Here is a 14299-nt window from a genome sequence, read left to right on the forward strand (position 1 = left end):
CCCCAGGAATGTTTGCTGTCTTTGAAATAGCGTATGCTGTTTTTGCAAGCATATGCAATTTCGTCTTTTGGCGTTCTCGCTTGGTCGACGCTACAGGGACAGGATGGCAAGCCGTTCAAGTTGCTGCATAAGGACAAGACCGTGCCCGGCTCGAGGAATTGCCCGACCTCTTGCAGCCTGTCGGTATCCTATGCATACACTCCGGATGGCAAACCGGCAGTTCTTGTCGTGCTTGTGCAACGCTTCAGCCAGGGATTTGAAGGACGGGACCGCCGTTTTATCGCCGTGACCGGCCAGCTGCGCTGAAAATTGCCTGCTTGCGCTCAAATCCGGTTCTAGAGCGGCAGCGCCGCGAGCATGAGGCCGACACCGCCGGCGATCAGCAAGGCAGCGGTCAGCGCCTTTCTGTGACGTTCGAAACCCGTCGGCGCCCGATCCCAATTGTAACGCATGTTCTGCTCTCCCAAAACCCACCGGATTCCTTACCTTACCAAAGGTAAACAAAGCAACATTGTGTCTAACTCCACCACACTGGCCTGACAATGCTCGGGATAGCGCAGGACATTGGTGTCACCGACTGTTTCTGGGGTTCTTGCAAAGGCCCGCTTCGCAGATCGAAGCGGGTTTTGCTTTTTGACAGCCGCTTCTTGTCGTAAGCCGCAGCGCGGCGTTGGCGGTTCTACATCCCCCAGCGCAGCGCAGCCGTATGCATCGGTGCGTCCCACAATGCGGTCGTCTCGTCGTCGAGCATGGTCAGCGTGATCGAGCAGCCGGCCATGTCGAGCGATGTCACATAGGATCCGACGAGTGATCGGGCGACCGTCACGCCGGTGTTCTCGAAGATTTTCCGGGCACTGTTGTACATCAGGTAGAGCTCCATCAGCGGCGTGCCGCCGAAGCCGTTGACGAAGAGCAGCGCCGGGCCTTTTGCCCTGTCTCCCAGATCGCCTGATATCGCCGCACAAATTTCCTCGGCGATGGCGTCGGCGCTCTTCAACGGGTCGCGGCGACGCCCGGGCTCGCCATGGATGCCGACGCCGAATTCCATCTCGCCGTCGCCGATATCGAAGGTCGGCTTTCCGGCGGCCGGTACGGTGCAACTGGTCAACGCAACGCCCATAGAGCGCGTGGCGCCATTGACGCGTTCGCCAAGCGCCTTCAACGGCTTCAGCGCCATGCCTTGCTCGGCCGCGGCGCCAAGGATCTTCTCGACCACCAGCGTGCCGGCGACGCCGCGCCGGCCGGTGGTGTAGGAGGAGTTCTCGACCGCGACGTCGTCATTGGTCACGACTTGCATGACGCCCTCCGACATTTCGGCGGCCATCTCGAAATTCATCACATCGCCCTCGTAGTTCTTGACGATGAACAGGCAGCCGGCACCGGTGTTGACCGCTTCCGCCGCCGCCAGCATCTGGTCCGGCGTCGGCGAGGTGAACACCTGGCCGGGGCAGGCTGCGTCCAGCATGCCATGGCCGACCAGCCCGCCATGCAGCGGCTCGTGGCCAGAGCCGCCGCCGGAAACCAGCGCCACCTTGCCCGGCTTGAGCACCTTGCGGCGCACGAATTTATGCTCGTCGCCAAGCACAAGGATATCGGCATGGGCGGCAACGAAGCCGTCGAGGCTTTCGGTCAGCACCGTGTCCACAGAATTCAGAAACTTCTTCATGGCCGTCTCCTCCCGAAATAGCTGAAAATGGCGCGACTATGTCCCGCCCTTGCCGGCGATGCTGGTGATCTTCTGGATGAAATCGTTGACCGCCCGGTCGAGCGCCGCATTCTGTTTGTCATCGCCGAAATCGGGAACGATCAGCGAGACATGCCGCGTCTTGCGCATGCCTGATGCCACCGACATTTTTCCGGGATGCGCCTGATGATAGGCGGCAAGAAAATGGTCGCGTTCGGCCGGGCTGAAATGGCAGACGGAGAAGATAGCCGGCAAATGTTTTGACGGGATCGGGATCGAGTACGCCGGGCTGGAAATCTGCGTGACGAAGCTGCGGTGCTTGCCGAGCGCGTCGGCAAGGCGCTGGCGCATGCCGGACGGGCGCTGGTCGAGGACCTGCGACAGGATCGTCTTGTAGGCGCGGATCGCCTCTTCGGAGCCGGCTTCGGGTGTCTTGTCGGCCATGCCCGCGCCTAGATCGAAACGTCCGCAATGGCCGCCTTGGCCATTGCGAGTTGGGCGGGAACCACGGAAAGGTCGCGCAGGCCGGCCTCAATCAGCGCCGGGATCGCCGCCGGATCGCCGCCGGCGTCGCCGCACAGGCTGACCGGAATCTTTTGCACGCGGCCGAACGCTGCAACCGAGGCGATCAGCCGAAGCACGGCCGGATGCCTGATCGAGTTGAGATGCGCAACCGACGCGTTGTCGCGCGCCGCCGCCATCACATACTGCGTCAGGTCGTTCGAGCCGATCGAGAAGAAGGCGACCTCGGTAAAAGCCTCAGGAACGATCGCCACCGACGGCACCTCGACCATGATACCGAGCGGCGGCATTTTTTGCGCGACGCCGCTCGCGGCAAGCGCGGCCTGCTCTTCCGCGAAGAGCGCGGCTGCTCGCTGATACTCGTCCCAAACGGCGATCATCGGGAACATCACCTTGAGATTGCCATGCACGGCGGCGCGCAGCAGCGCCCTGATCTGCACCCGAAAAACCTCGGGTCTTGCCAGCGATAGCCTGATGCCGCGCAGGCCGAGAAACGGATTGCCCTCCTCGACGGTGAAGCCCGGCACCGGCTTGTCGCCGCCGGCGTCGACGGTGCGGAGGGTCACCGGTTTGTCTTCAGCCCATTCGAGCACCTTGCGGTAGGCGCGATACTGCGTTTCCTCGTCCGGCAGTGTCTTGCCGAACAGGAACTCGGTTCGCATCAGCCCGACGCCGTCGCAGGTCGAGACGTCGATGTTGTCGACATCGGACGGATCGGCGATGTTGACCTGCACCCGCACCGCCGTACCGGCCTTCGTCACCGCCGGCCGGGTCAAAAAAGTTTCCGCCCTGTCGCGACGCGCCGCGAAAGAGGACGACGATTGCCGGAACGCCTCGAACTCTGCCCTTGATGGCGCCAATACGACGCCGCCATGCTCGGCATCAAGCAGGGCGACGCCGGCAAGGTGAGCCGGCGAAGCACCGAGCCCGACTGCCCCAAGGCCAACTACCATCGGCACGCCGCGCGAACGCGCCAGCATGGCGACGTGGCTGGCGGCACTGCCCGCCTTTAGCGCAATGCCGCCGCCGAAACTCCAGTCAGTTTCAAGAAAGCGCGTTGGCGCGATGTCCTCGCCGTAGAAGATAGCTCCTGCCGGCGCGGCAGCCTCGCTGTCCGCGGTCAGCGCGCGCAGCACCTGGTCTCTGATGTCGCGCATGTCGGCGGCGCGCGCCTGGAAATAGTCCTGGTCTGACGTTTCGTAGCCCGCAATTTCGGCGTCGAGCGCCTGTCGCCACGCCGCATCCGCCGGCCGGCCGGCGGCAATCGCGGCAAAAGCCGGGCCAGTCAGCGCATCATCCTCCAGCATGGCGATCTGGAATTCGAGAATGTCGGCGGCGTCGCCCTCGGTCGCTTCGATCAGCGTCGCAAGCCGGCCCCTCGCGGTGCCGATTGCGGTTTCGAGCGCGAGCCTCTCGTCAGCGGCGGTCGCCTTACGGCCATAGCGCGAGACAACCGGGTCGAGGTTGAATAGCGGCCCTTCGGCATAGCCGGCCGAAGCCGGAATCCCCTTCAGCCTAAGCGGTTCGGGCATGGTCCACGCCCTCGTCGAAGTCTCGCCGCACCAGATCGACCAGCGCGCCGACCGCCTCGCCGGCGCCGTCACCCTTGGCTCGGATATGCAGCACCGTGCCTTTCGGCGCCTTGGCCGCCATCACCTTGACGATGCTCTTGGCGTCGAACCAAGGCCCGTTGGCGGCGAGCGCCACTTCGATTTCGGCAGAAAATGTCTTGGCGAGCTTGGTGAATTTCACCGAAGGGCGGGCATGCAGGCCGACCTCATGGGTGATCAGAATGGTGGCTTCGGCGGATGCGGACATTGAGTCAAAATTCCTGTTCATTCACGATGGCGACAATTCGTGTGCCGTCGCCACCACTTCCCTAAGCGAGGCGCCGCCTGACGCCTCCGTCGCCGCCATCACCGCGCCCTCGACGATCGGCGCATTGCAGACGATGATCTTGTGCGCGCGCGGCTGACCGATCATCTCGACCGCCATCTCGCTGTTGGTCTCGGCGCCGCCAAGATCGACAAGTATGGCGACACCCGCCTCCGACCAGGCCTTGTCGATCGCGCCCATGATCGCCTCGACATTGGTTCCCAGCCCGCCATGGCCGTTTCCGCCGCACCATGCAAGCGGCACTTCGTCGCCGACCATCTGGCGCACCATATCGGCCGTGCCCTCGGCGACCAGCGGTGAATGCGATACGATGACGATGCCGACATTGCTCATGCGTGCCCCTCGATGCTTTCGACGACAGCCCGCACCAGAAGCGCGACCGAGCGCCCGCCGGCATCCATATGGCCGATCGAGCGATCGCCGAGAAACGACGCGCGGCCGCGCAAAGCCTTCATCGGCACGGTGGCGTCGGCTGCCCTGTCAGCGGCGTCAATGATTTCCGCCCCGGTCTTTCCCTGCAGCAGGGCATCATGCACCGGCTGCAGCACGTCGAGCATTGTCTTTTGCCCCACCTGCGACTTCCCCCTGGCTGCCACCGCTTCGATCGCCTTGCCGAAAGCCGCTGTCAGATTGGCGCGATCCGGCTCTGCGGAAATCTCCTTGCCGAGCGCCATGAACAGCGTCCCGAACAGCGGTCCCGATGCCCCGCCGACGGTCATCACCAGCTTGGTGCCGATCGCCTTTAGCGCCTCCGGCAATGGCTTTGCCGTAAACGCCTCGGCCTCCGCCCGCACCGCCTCGAAGCCGCGCTTCATGTTCAGCCCATGGTCGCCGTCGCCGATCGCCTGGTCGAGCGCGGTCAGTTCGTCCGCGTGGGCGGCAATCGCGTCGGCGGTGACGGATATCAGTGTCTTCAGGTCAACCTTGTCCATCGTCCCAGTCTTAACCATCGTCCGAGCGCTCATCGGTTTGCAATCCTATTGCCGGCCTGGTCGAAGAACAGCGGCGCCCGGTAGCGGATAATCACCCTGTCGCCCTTTTCCAATTGGGTGTCGGGGTTGGTCAGCGTCACCAGCTTTCTGCTCCCCACCGTCACATGCAGGTGGTTCTGGTCGCCTAAATGTTCGACCCAGTTAACAACGCCGTCGGCGGGGCCATTCGATGCCTTGCCGATCGACAGATGTTCTGTACGCGCGCCGATCGTTTTGGTTCCCGCGGGCATATCGCCATCCGGCAGCAGGCCGGTTGGCAACAGATTGATCGCCGGCTGGCCGAGCCTTGCGGCGACATGAAGGTTTGCCGGCTCCGAGTAGATGGTGCGGGGCGTGCCGATCTGCACCAGCACGCCGTCGGCGAGAATGCCGATGCGATCGGCCATCGTCATCGCTTCGATCTGGTCGTGCGTGACATAAAGCATGGTGGCGCCGAGCTCGGCCTGGATCCGCTTGAGCTCGAGCCGGAGGTCGGCGCGCAGCTTGGCATCGAGCGACGACAGCGGCTCGTCCATCAGGTAGATCGAAGGCTTGCGCACCAGGGCGCGGCCGATGGCGACGCGCTGCATCTCGCCGCCGGAAAGCTTGGTGGAGCGGTTGGAGAGCTTGTGGTGGATACGCACCATCTTGGCCACATCCTCGACGCGGCGGCGCACCGCGTCCTCGCTCAGCCGCCGCGCCGGCGAGCGCAGCGGAAAGGCCAAATTGTCGTAGACCGACAGATGCGGATAGAGCGAATATTGCTGGAAGACGAAGGCCGTGTCGCGCTCGGCCGGCGACAACATTGTCGCATCGCGGCCGCCGATATGGATTGAGCCCATATCCGGCCGTTCCAATCCGGCGATAAGTCTGAGCGTCGTGGTCTTGCCGGCGCCGGTCGGGCCGAGCAGCACGACGAATTCGCCATCGGCGACGTGCAGATCGAGAGTATCCACGGCGACATGCTCGCCGAAGCTCTTGGTCACGCTCTTGATGTGCACGTCAGCCATGATGCGCTCTTCCCTGGGAAGCCCCGTCATGGATTGCGGTTCGCACCGCGCGGCCGGAGCCCTTCTCGAACAGCGACAGCCGTGCGCTGCTCAGTGCTAGGCCGACATGGTCGCCCGCATTGAGCCGGATTTCGGCCGGCACCCGCGCCTTGATGATGCCGCCGGATGTCTCCACCGCAACGATCTGCGTGGTGCCGAGATATTCGGTGCCATAGACGGCGCCGCGCAGCTTCGAGCCGTCGTCGAAGCGGATGTGTTCCGGCCGGATGCCGAGCGCCATGTCGGCCGGCGCGATGTCCTCGCGCACCTCCGGCACCGCCACTTTGGCTCCTTGCACCTCGATCTCCCTGGCGCCCTTTGAAAGCCCGCCGCCGAAGCCGAGAAAATTCATCGGTGGCGAGCCGATGAAATCGGCGACGAACATCGTCGCCGGCCGGTCGTAGATTTCGCGTGGGCTTCCGAACTGCTCGATGACGCCGTGGTTCATCACCGCGATCTTGTCGGCCATCGACATCGCTTCCATCTGGTCATGCGTGACGTAGACCGTGGTGGCGCGGATGCGGTTGTGCAGTTCGCGCAACTCATGGACCATGAGATCGCGGAATTCGGTGTCGAGCGTGCCGAGCGGCTCGTCCATAAGGAAGCATTTTGGCCGCCGCACGATGGCGCGGCCGAGCGCGACGCGCTGGCGATCACCGCCGGCAAGGCCGGAGACCGATTTGTTGAGCAGATGGTCGATGCGCAACAGCTTCGCCGTCTCCTCGACGCGCTGGCGGATTTCGATGCCGGGCATGCCTTGCGCCAGCAGCGGGAAGCCGATGTTCTTGCGCACATTCATATGCGGATAGAGTGCGAACAGCTGGAAGACGAAGGCGATGTCGCGCTCGCGGGCACGCCGCATGGTGACGTCCTCGCCACCGAGCAGGATCTTGCCGCCGGTCGGCAGTTCCAGCCCGGCAATCATGCGCAGCGTCGTCGTCTTGCCGCAACCCGACGGCCCGAGCATGACGAAGAATTCGCCATCCCCGACGACGAAGTTGGAATCCTGCACGGCGACGAAATCGCCGAATGCCTTTCTCAGATGCTCGACCCTGATCTCCGCCATCGTCTACTCCGGAAACTTCGAGACGATGATGAACATCGCCGTGCCGACGAGCATGGTGATGAACGAATACGTGTAGAGCGACAGCGCGAAGGGCTGGAACAGCATCAGGAAGCCAATGGCGATGATCGCGGTGGCGATATTCTCCATCAGTCCGCGCCTGGCCCATGCCGGCCAGCGCGACTTGCGTTTTGCGGGTTGGGTCAGGCTCATTTGCGCACCGCGCCGAAGGTGATGCCGCGCAGCAACTGCTTGCGAAGCAGGATGGTGAACACCAGGATCGGCACCAGGAAGATCGTCGTGCCGGCAGCGACCGCCGGCCAGTCCTGGCCGCCTTCGCCGATGATGGTGGGGATGAAGGGCGGTGCGGTCTGCGCCGTGCCCGAGGTCAAAAGGGCGGCGAACGCATACTCGTTCCAGGCGAAGATCAGGCAGAAGATGGCTGTCGCGGCAATGCCGGTGGTCGCCTGAGGCAGCACGGTGCGCCAGAAGGCCTGCAGCCGCGTATAGCCGTCGATCATCGCCGCTTCCTCGTATTCGCGCGGGATCTCGTCGATGAAGCCCTTCAGCAGCCACACGGCGAGCGACACATTGACCGCCGTGTAGAGCAGGATCATTCCGAGCGCGGTGTCCGACAGGCCAAGCTCGCGGTACATCAGGTAGATGGGAATAGCGACCGCGATCGGCGGCATCATCCGTGTCGACAGGATGAAGAACAGGAGATCGTCGGCCAGCGGCACCTTGAAGCGCGAGAAGCCATAGGCCGACAACGTGCCGAGGAACACCGCGCAAAAGGTCGAGCCGAAGGCGATGATCAGCGAATTGATGAAGCGCGGCATGAAGTTGGACGGGCCGGCGATCACCATGTTGCGCTTACGCACGGTCTCGTCGCAGACGCCTGTCGCCGGTCCCAGCGAGTTGATGTATTCCGGTGTCTGCCGGGTGCGGGTCGAGAACAGATTGCAGTAGCCCTCCAGGCTCGGCTGGAACAGGATCTTCGGCGGATAGGCGATCGAATCCGGCGGTGTTTTGAAGCTGGTGGCGAAGATCCACAGCAGCGGCACGATCGAGATCAGCGCGTAAAGCACGATGATCGTGCCGGCGACGCGCTTCGACGTGGGCGAGGGTGCGACAACCGAATGGGCTGACGTAAGGCTCATCTCTGCTTCACCTTGTTGAGCGCCTTGACGTAGATGTTGGCCAGCCCAAATACCGCGACGAACAGGATGATGGCGAAGGCTGAGGAATAGCCCGTCCGCCAGCTTTCGAAGGCCTGCCGCTTCAGCGTGATCGAGGCGACCTCGGTGGTCGATCCCGGTCCGCCGCCGGTCAAGAGGTTGACCATGTCGAACATCTTGAAGTTCTCGATGCCGCGGAACAGCACCGCCAGCATGATGAACGGCAGCGCCATCGGCAGCGTGATCGACCAGAACTGCCGCCAGTTGGAGGCACGGTCGACCTCGGCCGCCTCATAGATGTATTCGGGGATCGAACGCAGCCCGGCGAGACAGATCAGCATCACGTATGGCGTCCACATCCAGGTGTCGACGATGACGATCGACCACGGCGCCAGCGCCACGTTGGAGAGCATGCCGATCTGCGTTGCCGGAATGCCTGACACGAACGAGATGGCATAGGCGAACAGACCGATCTGCGGCTCGTAGAGGAAGCGCCAGAAATTGCCGACAACTGCCGGCGACAGCATCATCGGCACCAGAATGATGGTCGTCCAGAAGGCGTGGCCACGAAACTTCCGGTCGATCAGCCAGGCCAGAGTGAAGCCGATCAGCGTCTGCAGCAGGATGGTCCAGAACACGAAATGCGCCGTCGTCTGCATGGCGATCCAGATGTCCTGGTCGCCGAGAATGCGTTTATAATTGGCAAGGCCAACATTCCTGACCACCTCGTTGGGGCGATTGGCGCGGTAATTGGTGAAGGAAAGATAGATCGCCCAGAACAGCGGGAAGATGTTGATGGCGAGCAGCAACAGGATGGTCGGCGAGATGAACAGCCAGGCGAGGCCCTTGTCGCTGATTCCCCGGACCTTGCGGGCCAACGGCTCAGGCGTAGCCCGGGCAACGCTGTCCGCAGTCCGATTGAGCATGGTCAGTCCCGCTTCGGTCACTTGGGTCGTCTCGACAATGGAATTTATCTGAACTGTGTCCCGTGCCAAGGGTGGCACGGGACACGCGGTGGAGGCTCGGGAGGAGCCGGTTAGGTCTTGCCCCAATTACATCTTGCCATCGTCCTGGAAGACCTCGGTCCAGTCCTTGACCAGCCCGTCAAGCGCATCCTTGGCCGACCCCTGACCGGCGACGACGTAATCATGGAAGCGCTTCTGCGATGCCTGCAGTAGCGGCGCATAGCTGGGCTCCGCCCAAAAATCCTTCACGATGGCCATGGAGTCGAGGAAGGTCTGCGCGTAAGGCTGGCTGGCCGGGAAGCCTGGATCCTTGACCACCGCGTTGAGGCAGGAAAAGCCGCCGAGCGACCACCATTTGGCCTGCACGTCCTTGTTGGCGAACCATTTTATGTATTTGAGCGCGGCCTCCTGCTTGTCCGAATAGGAGACCACCGAGATGCCCTGGCCGCCAAGCTGGGCGAATTGATTGCCGTCGGGACCCTTGGGATTGGCGAAATAGCCGATCTTGTCGCCGCCGACATTCTCGTCCTTCTGCAGGCCTGGCCAGGTAAAGGCGAAGTTCATGTGCATCGCCACCTGGCCGGATTTGAAGGCATCGACGCCTTCGCCCATGTAGCTGTTCGAGGCCCCGGGAGGCGTGCAGCAGTCATAGAGCGCCTTGTAGAGTTCCAGCCCCTTCACCGATTTCTCGGAGTTGACGAAGCCGTCCATCTCGTAGGGCTTGTCGGGATTCTCATAGTTGAAGCCGAAGCTGTAGAGCACGTCCATGGCGCCCATGGTGATGCCTTCGGAGCCGCGCTCGGTATAGATCGACGCGCCATAGACCGTCTTGCCGTCGATCTCGCGCTTCTGGAAGAACTCGGCGATCTGCTTCAGCTGGTCGAAGGTCGTCGGCGCGGCGAGGTCCCAGCCGTACTTTTCCTTGAATTCCTTCTGCAGTTCCGGCTTGGAGAACCAGTCCTTGCGATAGGTCCAGCCGACGACATCGCCCATGGCCGGCAGCGCCCAGTAGTTCGGCGAGTTCTTCGGCCATTCGGAATAGCCGACGACGGTCGCCGGCACGAAGTCGTCCATGCTGATCTTCTCCTTGTCGAAGAAATCGTTCAGCTTGACGTAGTGGCCGTTCTCGGCCGAGCCGCCGATCCACTGGCTGTCGCCGATGATCAGGTCGCACAGCTTGCCCTTGGAATTCAACTCGTTGAGGAAGCGATCGGCATAGTTAGTCCACGGCACGAATTCGAATTTCATGCCGATGCCAGTTTCCTTGGTAAAATCCTTGGATAATTCGACAAGCGCATTGGCCGGGTCCCAGGCTGCCCAGCAAAGCGTCAGATCTTCAGCCTGCGCGACATTCGAAACGGCGGTCGACGCAAACATCGCCGATGTCAGTCCCAACGTCAGTTTCAAGGTCGATTTCATGCCTTCCTCCCATTTGCGAAACGCGCCCGGATGACGGTTTCAAAAACCTCAAACCCCCTCCTCAGGGTCTAAACATGACGACGCGGTTGAGCGGCGGATGTTTAGTAATTTGTTTAGTGATGCAATTTTTACTAAACAAGGCAAGCGAATTCGTCGCTGCACTGCAGCATGGCGCACCGGTCGCTTGGTTCAGGAAAGGCGCGTGTCAGATCGTCCGGCGCGCTGGCGCCGGCTCATTGACCGTTTTGGTGCTCACCGTCACCGGCCGGATCACTGGGGCCGGCGGCAGCAGGGCGCGGATATCGGCGAAGGGGAAGATCGCTTCGAAGCGGAAGGCCTCAGCGAAGGAACCGGCCGCGCCATTGCACTGGCCGGCGCGAAACGCGTTCTGCGTGCGCGCCGCATCGACGAAACGTTCGGGGTCCTGCGACTGATGCGCCCGGATCGCCATCGCCTTGAGCTCGAAATGCGAGGAGATATCGACATAGTGGGTCGGCGCAAAACCGGTGCCGCCGAGCGTATCGGCATGCAGCACCGGGACAATGAAGGATGCCGCGATGCGCAGGCCGTCCGACAGCGCACGGTGGTCGCCATGATAGTCGTTCGGCGCATGGGTGATCGCCAGATCTGGCTTCACGTCGCCAATCAGCGCCTTCAGCGCCGCGATCAGCGCGGCATCGGCAACCAGCGCGCCATCCGGAAAGTCGAGGAAGTGCGGTGTTGCGCCAAGCAGGTCCGCCGCCACAGCCGCTTCCTCGCGGCGGGCGCGGGCGAGTAATTCCGGATCGCCCTTCCCGCCCTTGGCGCCATCCGTGGCTATCGCAAAACCAATTCTGCGCCTTGTGCGGCATAGGCCGCCATCGTACCGAACATGAAGATCTCGATATCGTCCGGATGCGCACCGAGCGCCAGTATCTTCACTCTGCTCTCTCCCTGGAACTGGAATAACGTGGACGAACGGAATTCTGCTCGCCCAGCTCCCCTATGCAAGCTGTTCATGCAACGATGCCGTTGTCAAAAGCCTGGGCGGACCGCGCCAACGCATCATTCGCAGATCCACGGGGCGGTGATCCCCGGCGCATTCTCCAGGAATATCCAGATCTTCTGTCGCCAGATCTTCTGTCGCTTGTCGGTCTCGCCGTCGTCGGCGGCTCCGGCCTTTTGACGATGGTGTGCGAGGAGGTGAGGCTCGGCACGGTGCGCGGGAACCCGTTCTCGCGAACCCGGCTTTGAGTTGGCCCGTTGCCGGTTGCACGGCGACCGCCACCGCTGATATGCGGGCACTGCGGATCCGCCGCAATTGGATGGATGCATCCTTGGAACAATGACCAGAAAACCCTTGCCGGAGCTTCCGGTCTCCGCCGTGCTGCCGGCGCTCAGTGAAGCGCTCGGTCATGGCAACAGCGCCGTGCTGGTGGCGCCGCCTGGCGCCGGCAAGACGACGCTGGTGCCGCTGGCGCTGCTCGACGCGCCGTGGCTCCGCACCGGAAAGATCATCCTGCTGGAGCCGCGCCGGCTCGCTGCTCGCGCCGCCGCCCGCCGCATGGCCGAACTGCTCGGCGAGGAACCCGGCGAGACGGTCGGCTATGCCATGCGCATAGAAAACCGCACTTCTGCGAGGACCAGGATCCTCGTCGTCACAGAGGGCGTGCTGTCGCGGATGATCCTCGACGATCCGGAGTTGCCCGGTGTCTCGGCGGTATTCTTCGACGAGTTCCACGAGCGTTCGCTCGACGGCGATTTCGGTCTGGCGCTGGCGCTCGACGTGCAAGGCGCGCTGAGGCCCGATCTGCGATTGCTGGTCATGTCGGCGACGCTCGACGGCGCGCGCGTCGCGCGGCTGCTTTCCGGCGCCCCGGTGATCGAGAGTGAGGGCCGCGCCTTTCCCGTCGACATCCGCTATGACGAGCGGCCGGCCGGCGTCGCCGTCGAGGACGCCATGGCCAAAACGATCCGCGCCGCCCTTGCCGATGAGAGCGGCAGCGTGCTCGCCTTCCTGCCCGGCCAGCGCGAGATCGAGCGCACGGCCGAGCGGCTGCAAGGCCGCGTCAGTACCGACACCGACATCGTGCCGCTCTACGGCATGCTCGACGGCAAGGCGCAGGACGCGGCGATCAAGCCGGCGCAGTCCGGCCGCCGCAAGGTGGTGCTGGCGACCTCGATCGCCGAGACCTCGATCACCATCGACGGCGTGCGCGTTGTCATCGATTCTGGCTTGTCGCGTCTGCCGCGCTACGAGCCGGCCAGCGGCCTGACGCGGCTGGAGACGGTGCGGGTCAGCAGAGCCTCCGCCGACCAGCGCGCCGGCCGCGCCGGCCGCACGCAGCCGGGCGTCGCCATCCGGTTGTGGCGGGCCGAGCAGACGGCGGCACTTCCCGCCTTCACCCCGCCGGAGATCCTCGAGGCGGACCTTTCCGGACTTCTGCTCGACTGCGCCGCCTTCGGTGTCGCCGACCCGGTGAGCCTTTCGTTCCTTGATCCGCCACCGGCCCCGGCGCTCAACGAGGCAAGGGCGCTGCTGCGTGCGCTCGACGCCATCGACGAGGCAGGGCGCCTGACGCAATCGGGTGCTGCGATGCGCAGGCTGGCGCTGCCGGTGCGGCTGGCCCACATGGTCGCCGAGGCGGCAAAGACCGGCCAGGCGTTCGAAGCGGCCATGCTCGCCGTGCTGCTCACCGAGCGTGGCCTTGGCGGCGATGGCGCCGACCTCGAACGGCGGCTGATGCGGTTCCGATCCGAAAGGTCGCAGCGCGCCACCGCCGCACGGCAGCTCGCCGAGCGGCTGGCGAAACAGGCCTCACCCTCCCCTCGAGGGGGAGGGTAGGGCCGGCGCGGTCCTCATCCATGCCTGGCCGGACCGCGTCGCCAAGGCGCGCGGCGAGCGCGGCCGTTTCGTGCTGGCCAACGGTTCGGGCGCCATGCTCGACGCCGCCGATCCGCTGGCGGGCGCGGCCTGGCTCGTCGTCGCCGATCTGCAGGGCAAGGCGCAGAATGCGCGCATAACGGCAGCAGCGGCGATAGACGAGGCCGACATTCGCGCTTCGCTTGCGCAAGAAATCGAGACAAGCCGCGAAACCAGCTTCGACCGCGACAGGCGCGCGGTGCGTGTGCGTGAAACCGTTCGCCTCGGCGCCATCACCCTGTCCGAACGCATGCTGCCGGCGCCGGCCGGCACTGAGGCGGATCGCGCCATCCTTGACGCCTTGCGCGAACATGGGTTGTCGCTTTTGCCGTGGGGCAAGGAGGCTGAAACGCTGCGCCAGCGGCTCGGCTGGCTGCATCGCGGCCTCGGCGCGCCCTGGCCCAATGTTTCCGACGCCGCGCTCGTCGATCGCCTCGACGATTGGCTGCTGCCCTTCCTCTCCGGCGCGGCGTCCTTTGCTGCGATCGATCCGGGCGTGCTTTCGGCCGGCCTCATGGCATTGGTGCCGCACGATCTCCAGCGCAGGATCGAGGCACTGGCGCCGACCCATTTCGACGCTCCGTCGGGCAGCCGCGTGCGGATCCGCAATGACGGCGAATGGCCCGTGCTGGCGATCCGCGTCCAGGAGT

General features: G+C 63.8%; 13 protein-coding genes and 2 pseudogenes. 2 read left to right on the forward strand and 13 right to left on the reverse strand.

Annotated features, from left to right (window positions below; genetic code table 11):
- Nucleotides 1–33: 33 nt before the first annotated feature.
- Nucleotides 34–306, forward strand: a complete 273-nt coding sequence (locus tag NKH12_RS13305) for a DUF2259 domain-containing protein (protein WP_352953528.1) — start codon at nt 34–36, stop codon at nt 304–306.
- A 373-nt stretch (nt 307–679) separates the two neighbouring features.
- On the opposite strand, the gene dhaK is transcribed toward NKH12_RS13305, so the two are convergent.
- The 13 genes and pseudogenes from dhaK to NKH12_RS13370 all read right to left on the reverse strand — a co-directional run bounded on the left by dhaK (nt 680) and on the right by NKH12_RS13370 (nt 11668).
- The gene (gene dhaK / locus NKH12_RS13310; RefSeq protein ID WP_352953529.1) at nt 680–1666 is read right to left on the reverse strand and encodes a dihydroxyacetone kinase subunit DhaK; all 987 of its coding nucleotides are present in this window, start codon (nt 1664–1666) and stop codon (nt 680–682) included.
- A 36-nt stretch (nt 1667–1702) separates the two neighbouring features.
- Nucleotides 1703–2128: a hypothetical protein gene (locus tag NKH12_RS13315; RefSeq protein WP_095493850.1), complete on the reverse strand. Its 426-nt coding sequence runs from the start codon at nt 2126–2128 to the stop codon at nt 1703–1705.
- Nucleotides 2129–2136: 8 nt separating this feature from the next.
- Nucleotides 2137–3738 (reverse strand): phosphoenolpyruvate--protein phosphotransferase, encoded by a 1602-nt coding sequence (ptsP, locus tag NKH12_RS13320; RefSeq protein WP_352953530.1) that lies wholly within the window; start codon nt 3736–3738, stop codon nt 2137–2139.
- The gene (locus NKH12_RS13325; RefSeq protein ID WP_352953531.1) at nt 3722–4024 is read right to left on the reverse strand and encodes an HPr family phosphocarrier protein; all 303 of its coding nucleotides are present in this window, start codon (nt 4022–4024) and stop codon (nt 3722–3724) included. Before NKH12_RS13325 ends, ptsP begins: the two co-directional genes overlap by 17 nt.
- A gap of 21 nt (nt 4025–4045) precedes the next feature.
- A complete protein-coding gene (gene dhaM / locus NKH12_RS13330) occupies nt 4046–4435 on the reverse strand; it encodes a dihydroxyacetone kinase phosphoryl donor subunit DhaM (protein WP_352953532.1) in 390 nt (129 codons plus the stop codon).
- Nucleotides 4432–5034, reverse strand: a complete 603-nt coding sequence (gene dhaL / locus NKH12_RS13335; RefSeq protein WP_352953540.1) for a dihydroxyacetone kinase subunit DhaL — start codon at nt 5032–5034, stop codon at nt 4432–4434. The genes dhaM and dhaL overlap by 4 nt, the downstream gene beginning before the upstream one ends.
- A 29-nt stretch (nt 5035–5063) precedes the next feature.
- Complete coding sequence (locus NKH12_RS13340; protein ID WP_352953533.1) at nt 5064–6083, reverse strand: ABC transporter ATP-binding protein; 1020 nt, start codon at nt 6081–6083, stop codon at nt 5064–5066.
- Nucleotides 6076–7188 carry an ABC transporter ATP-binding protein gene (locus tag NKH12_RS13345; protein ID WP_352953534.1) on the reverse strand — a complete coding sequence of 371 codons (1113 nt, stop codon included), beginning with the start codon at nt 7186–7188 and terminating at the stop codon, nt 6076–6078. The genes NKH12_RS13340 and NKH12_RS13345 overlap by 8 nt, the downstream gene beginning before the upstream one ends.
- 3 nt (nt 7189–7191) lie before the next feature.
- On the reverse strand, nt 7192–7398 hold the full coding sequence (locus NKH12_RS13350; protein ID WP_352953535.1) for a hypothetical protein: 207 nt from the start codon (nt 7396–7398) through the stop codon (nt 7192–7194).
- Entirely contained in the window at nt 7395–8345 is a 951-nt protein-coding gene (locus tag NKH12_RS13355) for a carbohydrate ABC transporter permease (protein WP_258120721.1), read from the reverse strand. The genes NKH12_RS13350 and NKH12_RS13355 overlap by 4 nt, the downstream gene beginning before the upstream one ends.
- Nucleotides 8342–9289, reverse strand: coding sequence for a carbohydrate ABC transporter permease (locus NKH12_RS13360; protein ID WP_352953541.1), 948 nt, complete (start codon nt 9287–9289; stop codon nt 8342–8344). Before NKH12_RS13360 ends, NKH12_RS13355 begins: the two co-directional genes overlap by 4 nt.
- Nucleotides 9290–9415: 126 nt before the next feature.
- Nucleotides 9416–10747 carry an ABC transporter substrate-binding protein gene (locus NKH12_RS13365; RefSeq protein ID WP_292206386.1) on the reverse strand — a complete coding sequence of 444 codons (1332 nt, stop codon included), beginning with the start codon at nt 10745–10747 and terminating at the stop codon, nt 9416–9418.
- A gap of 205 nt (nt 10748–10952) precedes the next feature.
- Nucleotides 10953–11668, reverse strand: a pseudogene (locus NKH12_RS13370) (PIG-L deacetylase family protein).
- 403 nt (nt 11669–12071) lie between these two features.
- On the opposite strand from NKH12_RS13370, the pseudogene hrpB reads away from it, so the two are divergent.
- Nucleotides 12072–14299 (forward strand): annotated as a pseudogene (hrpB, locus tag NKH12_RS13375) (ATP-dependent helicase HrpB); the annotation flags it as partial.

Origin of the sequence: Mesorhizobium sp. M1322, from assembly GCF_040318085.1 — a bacterium.
Lineage (GTDB): Bacteria > Pseudomonadota > Alphaproteobacteria > Rhizobiales > Rhizobiaceae > Mesorhizobium.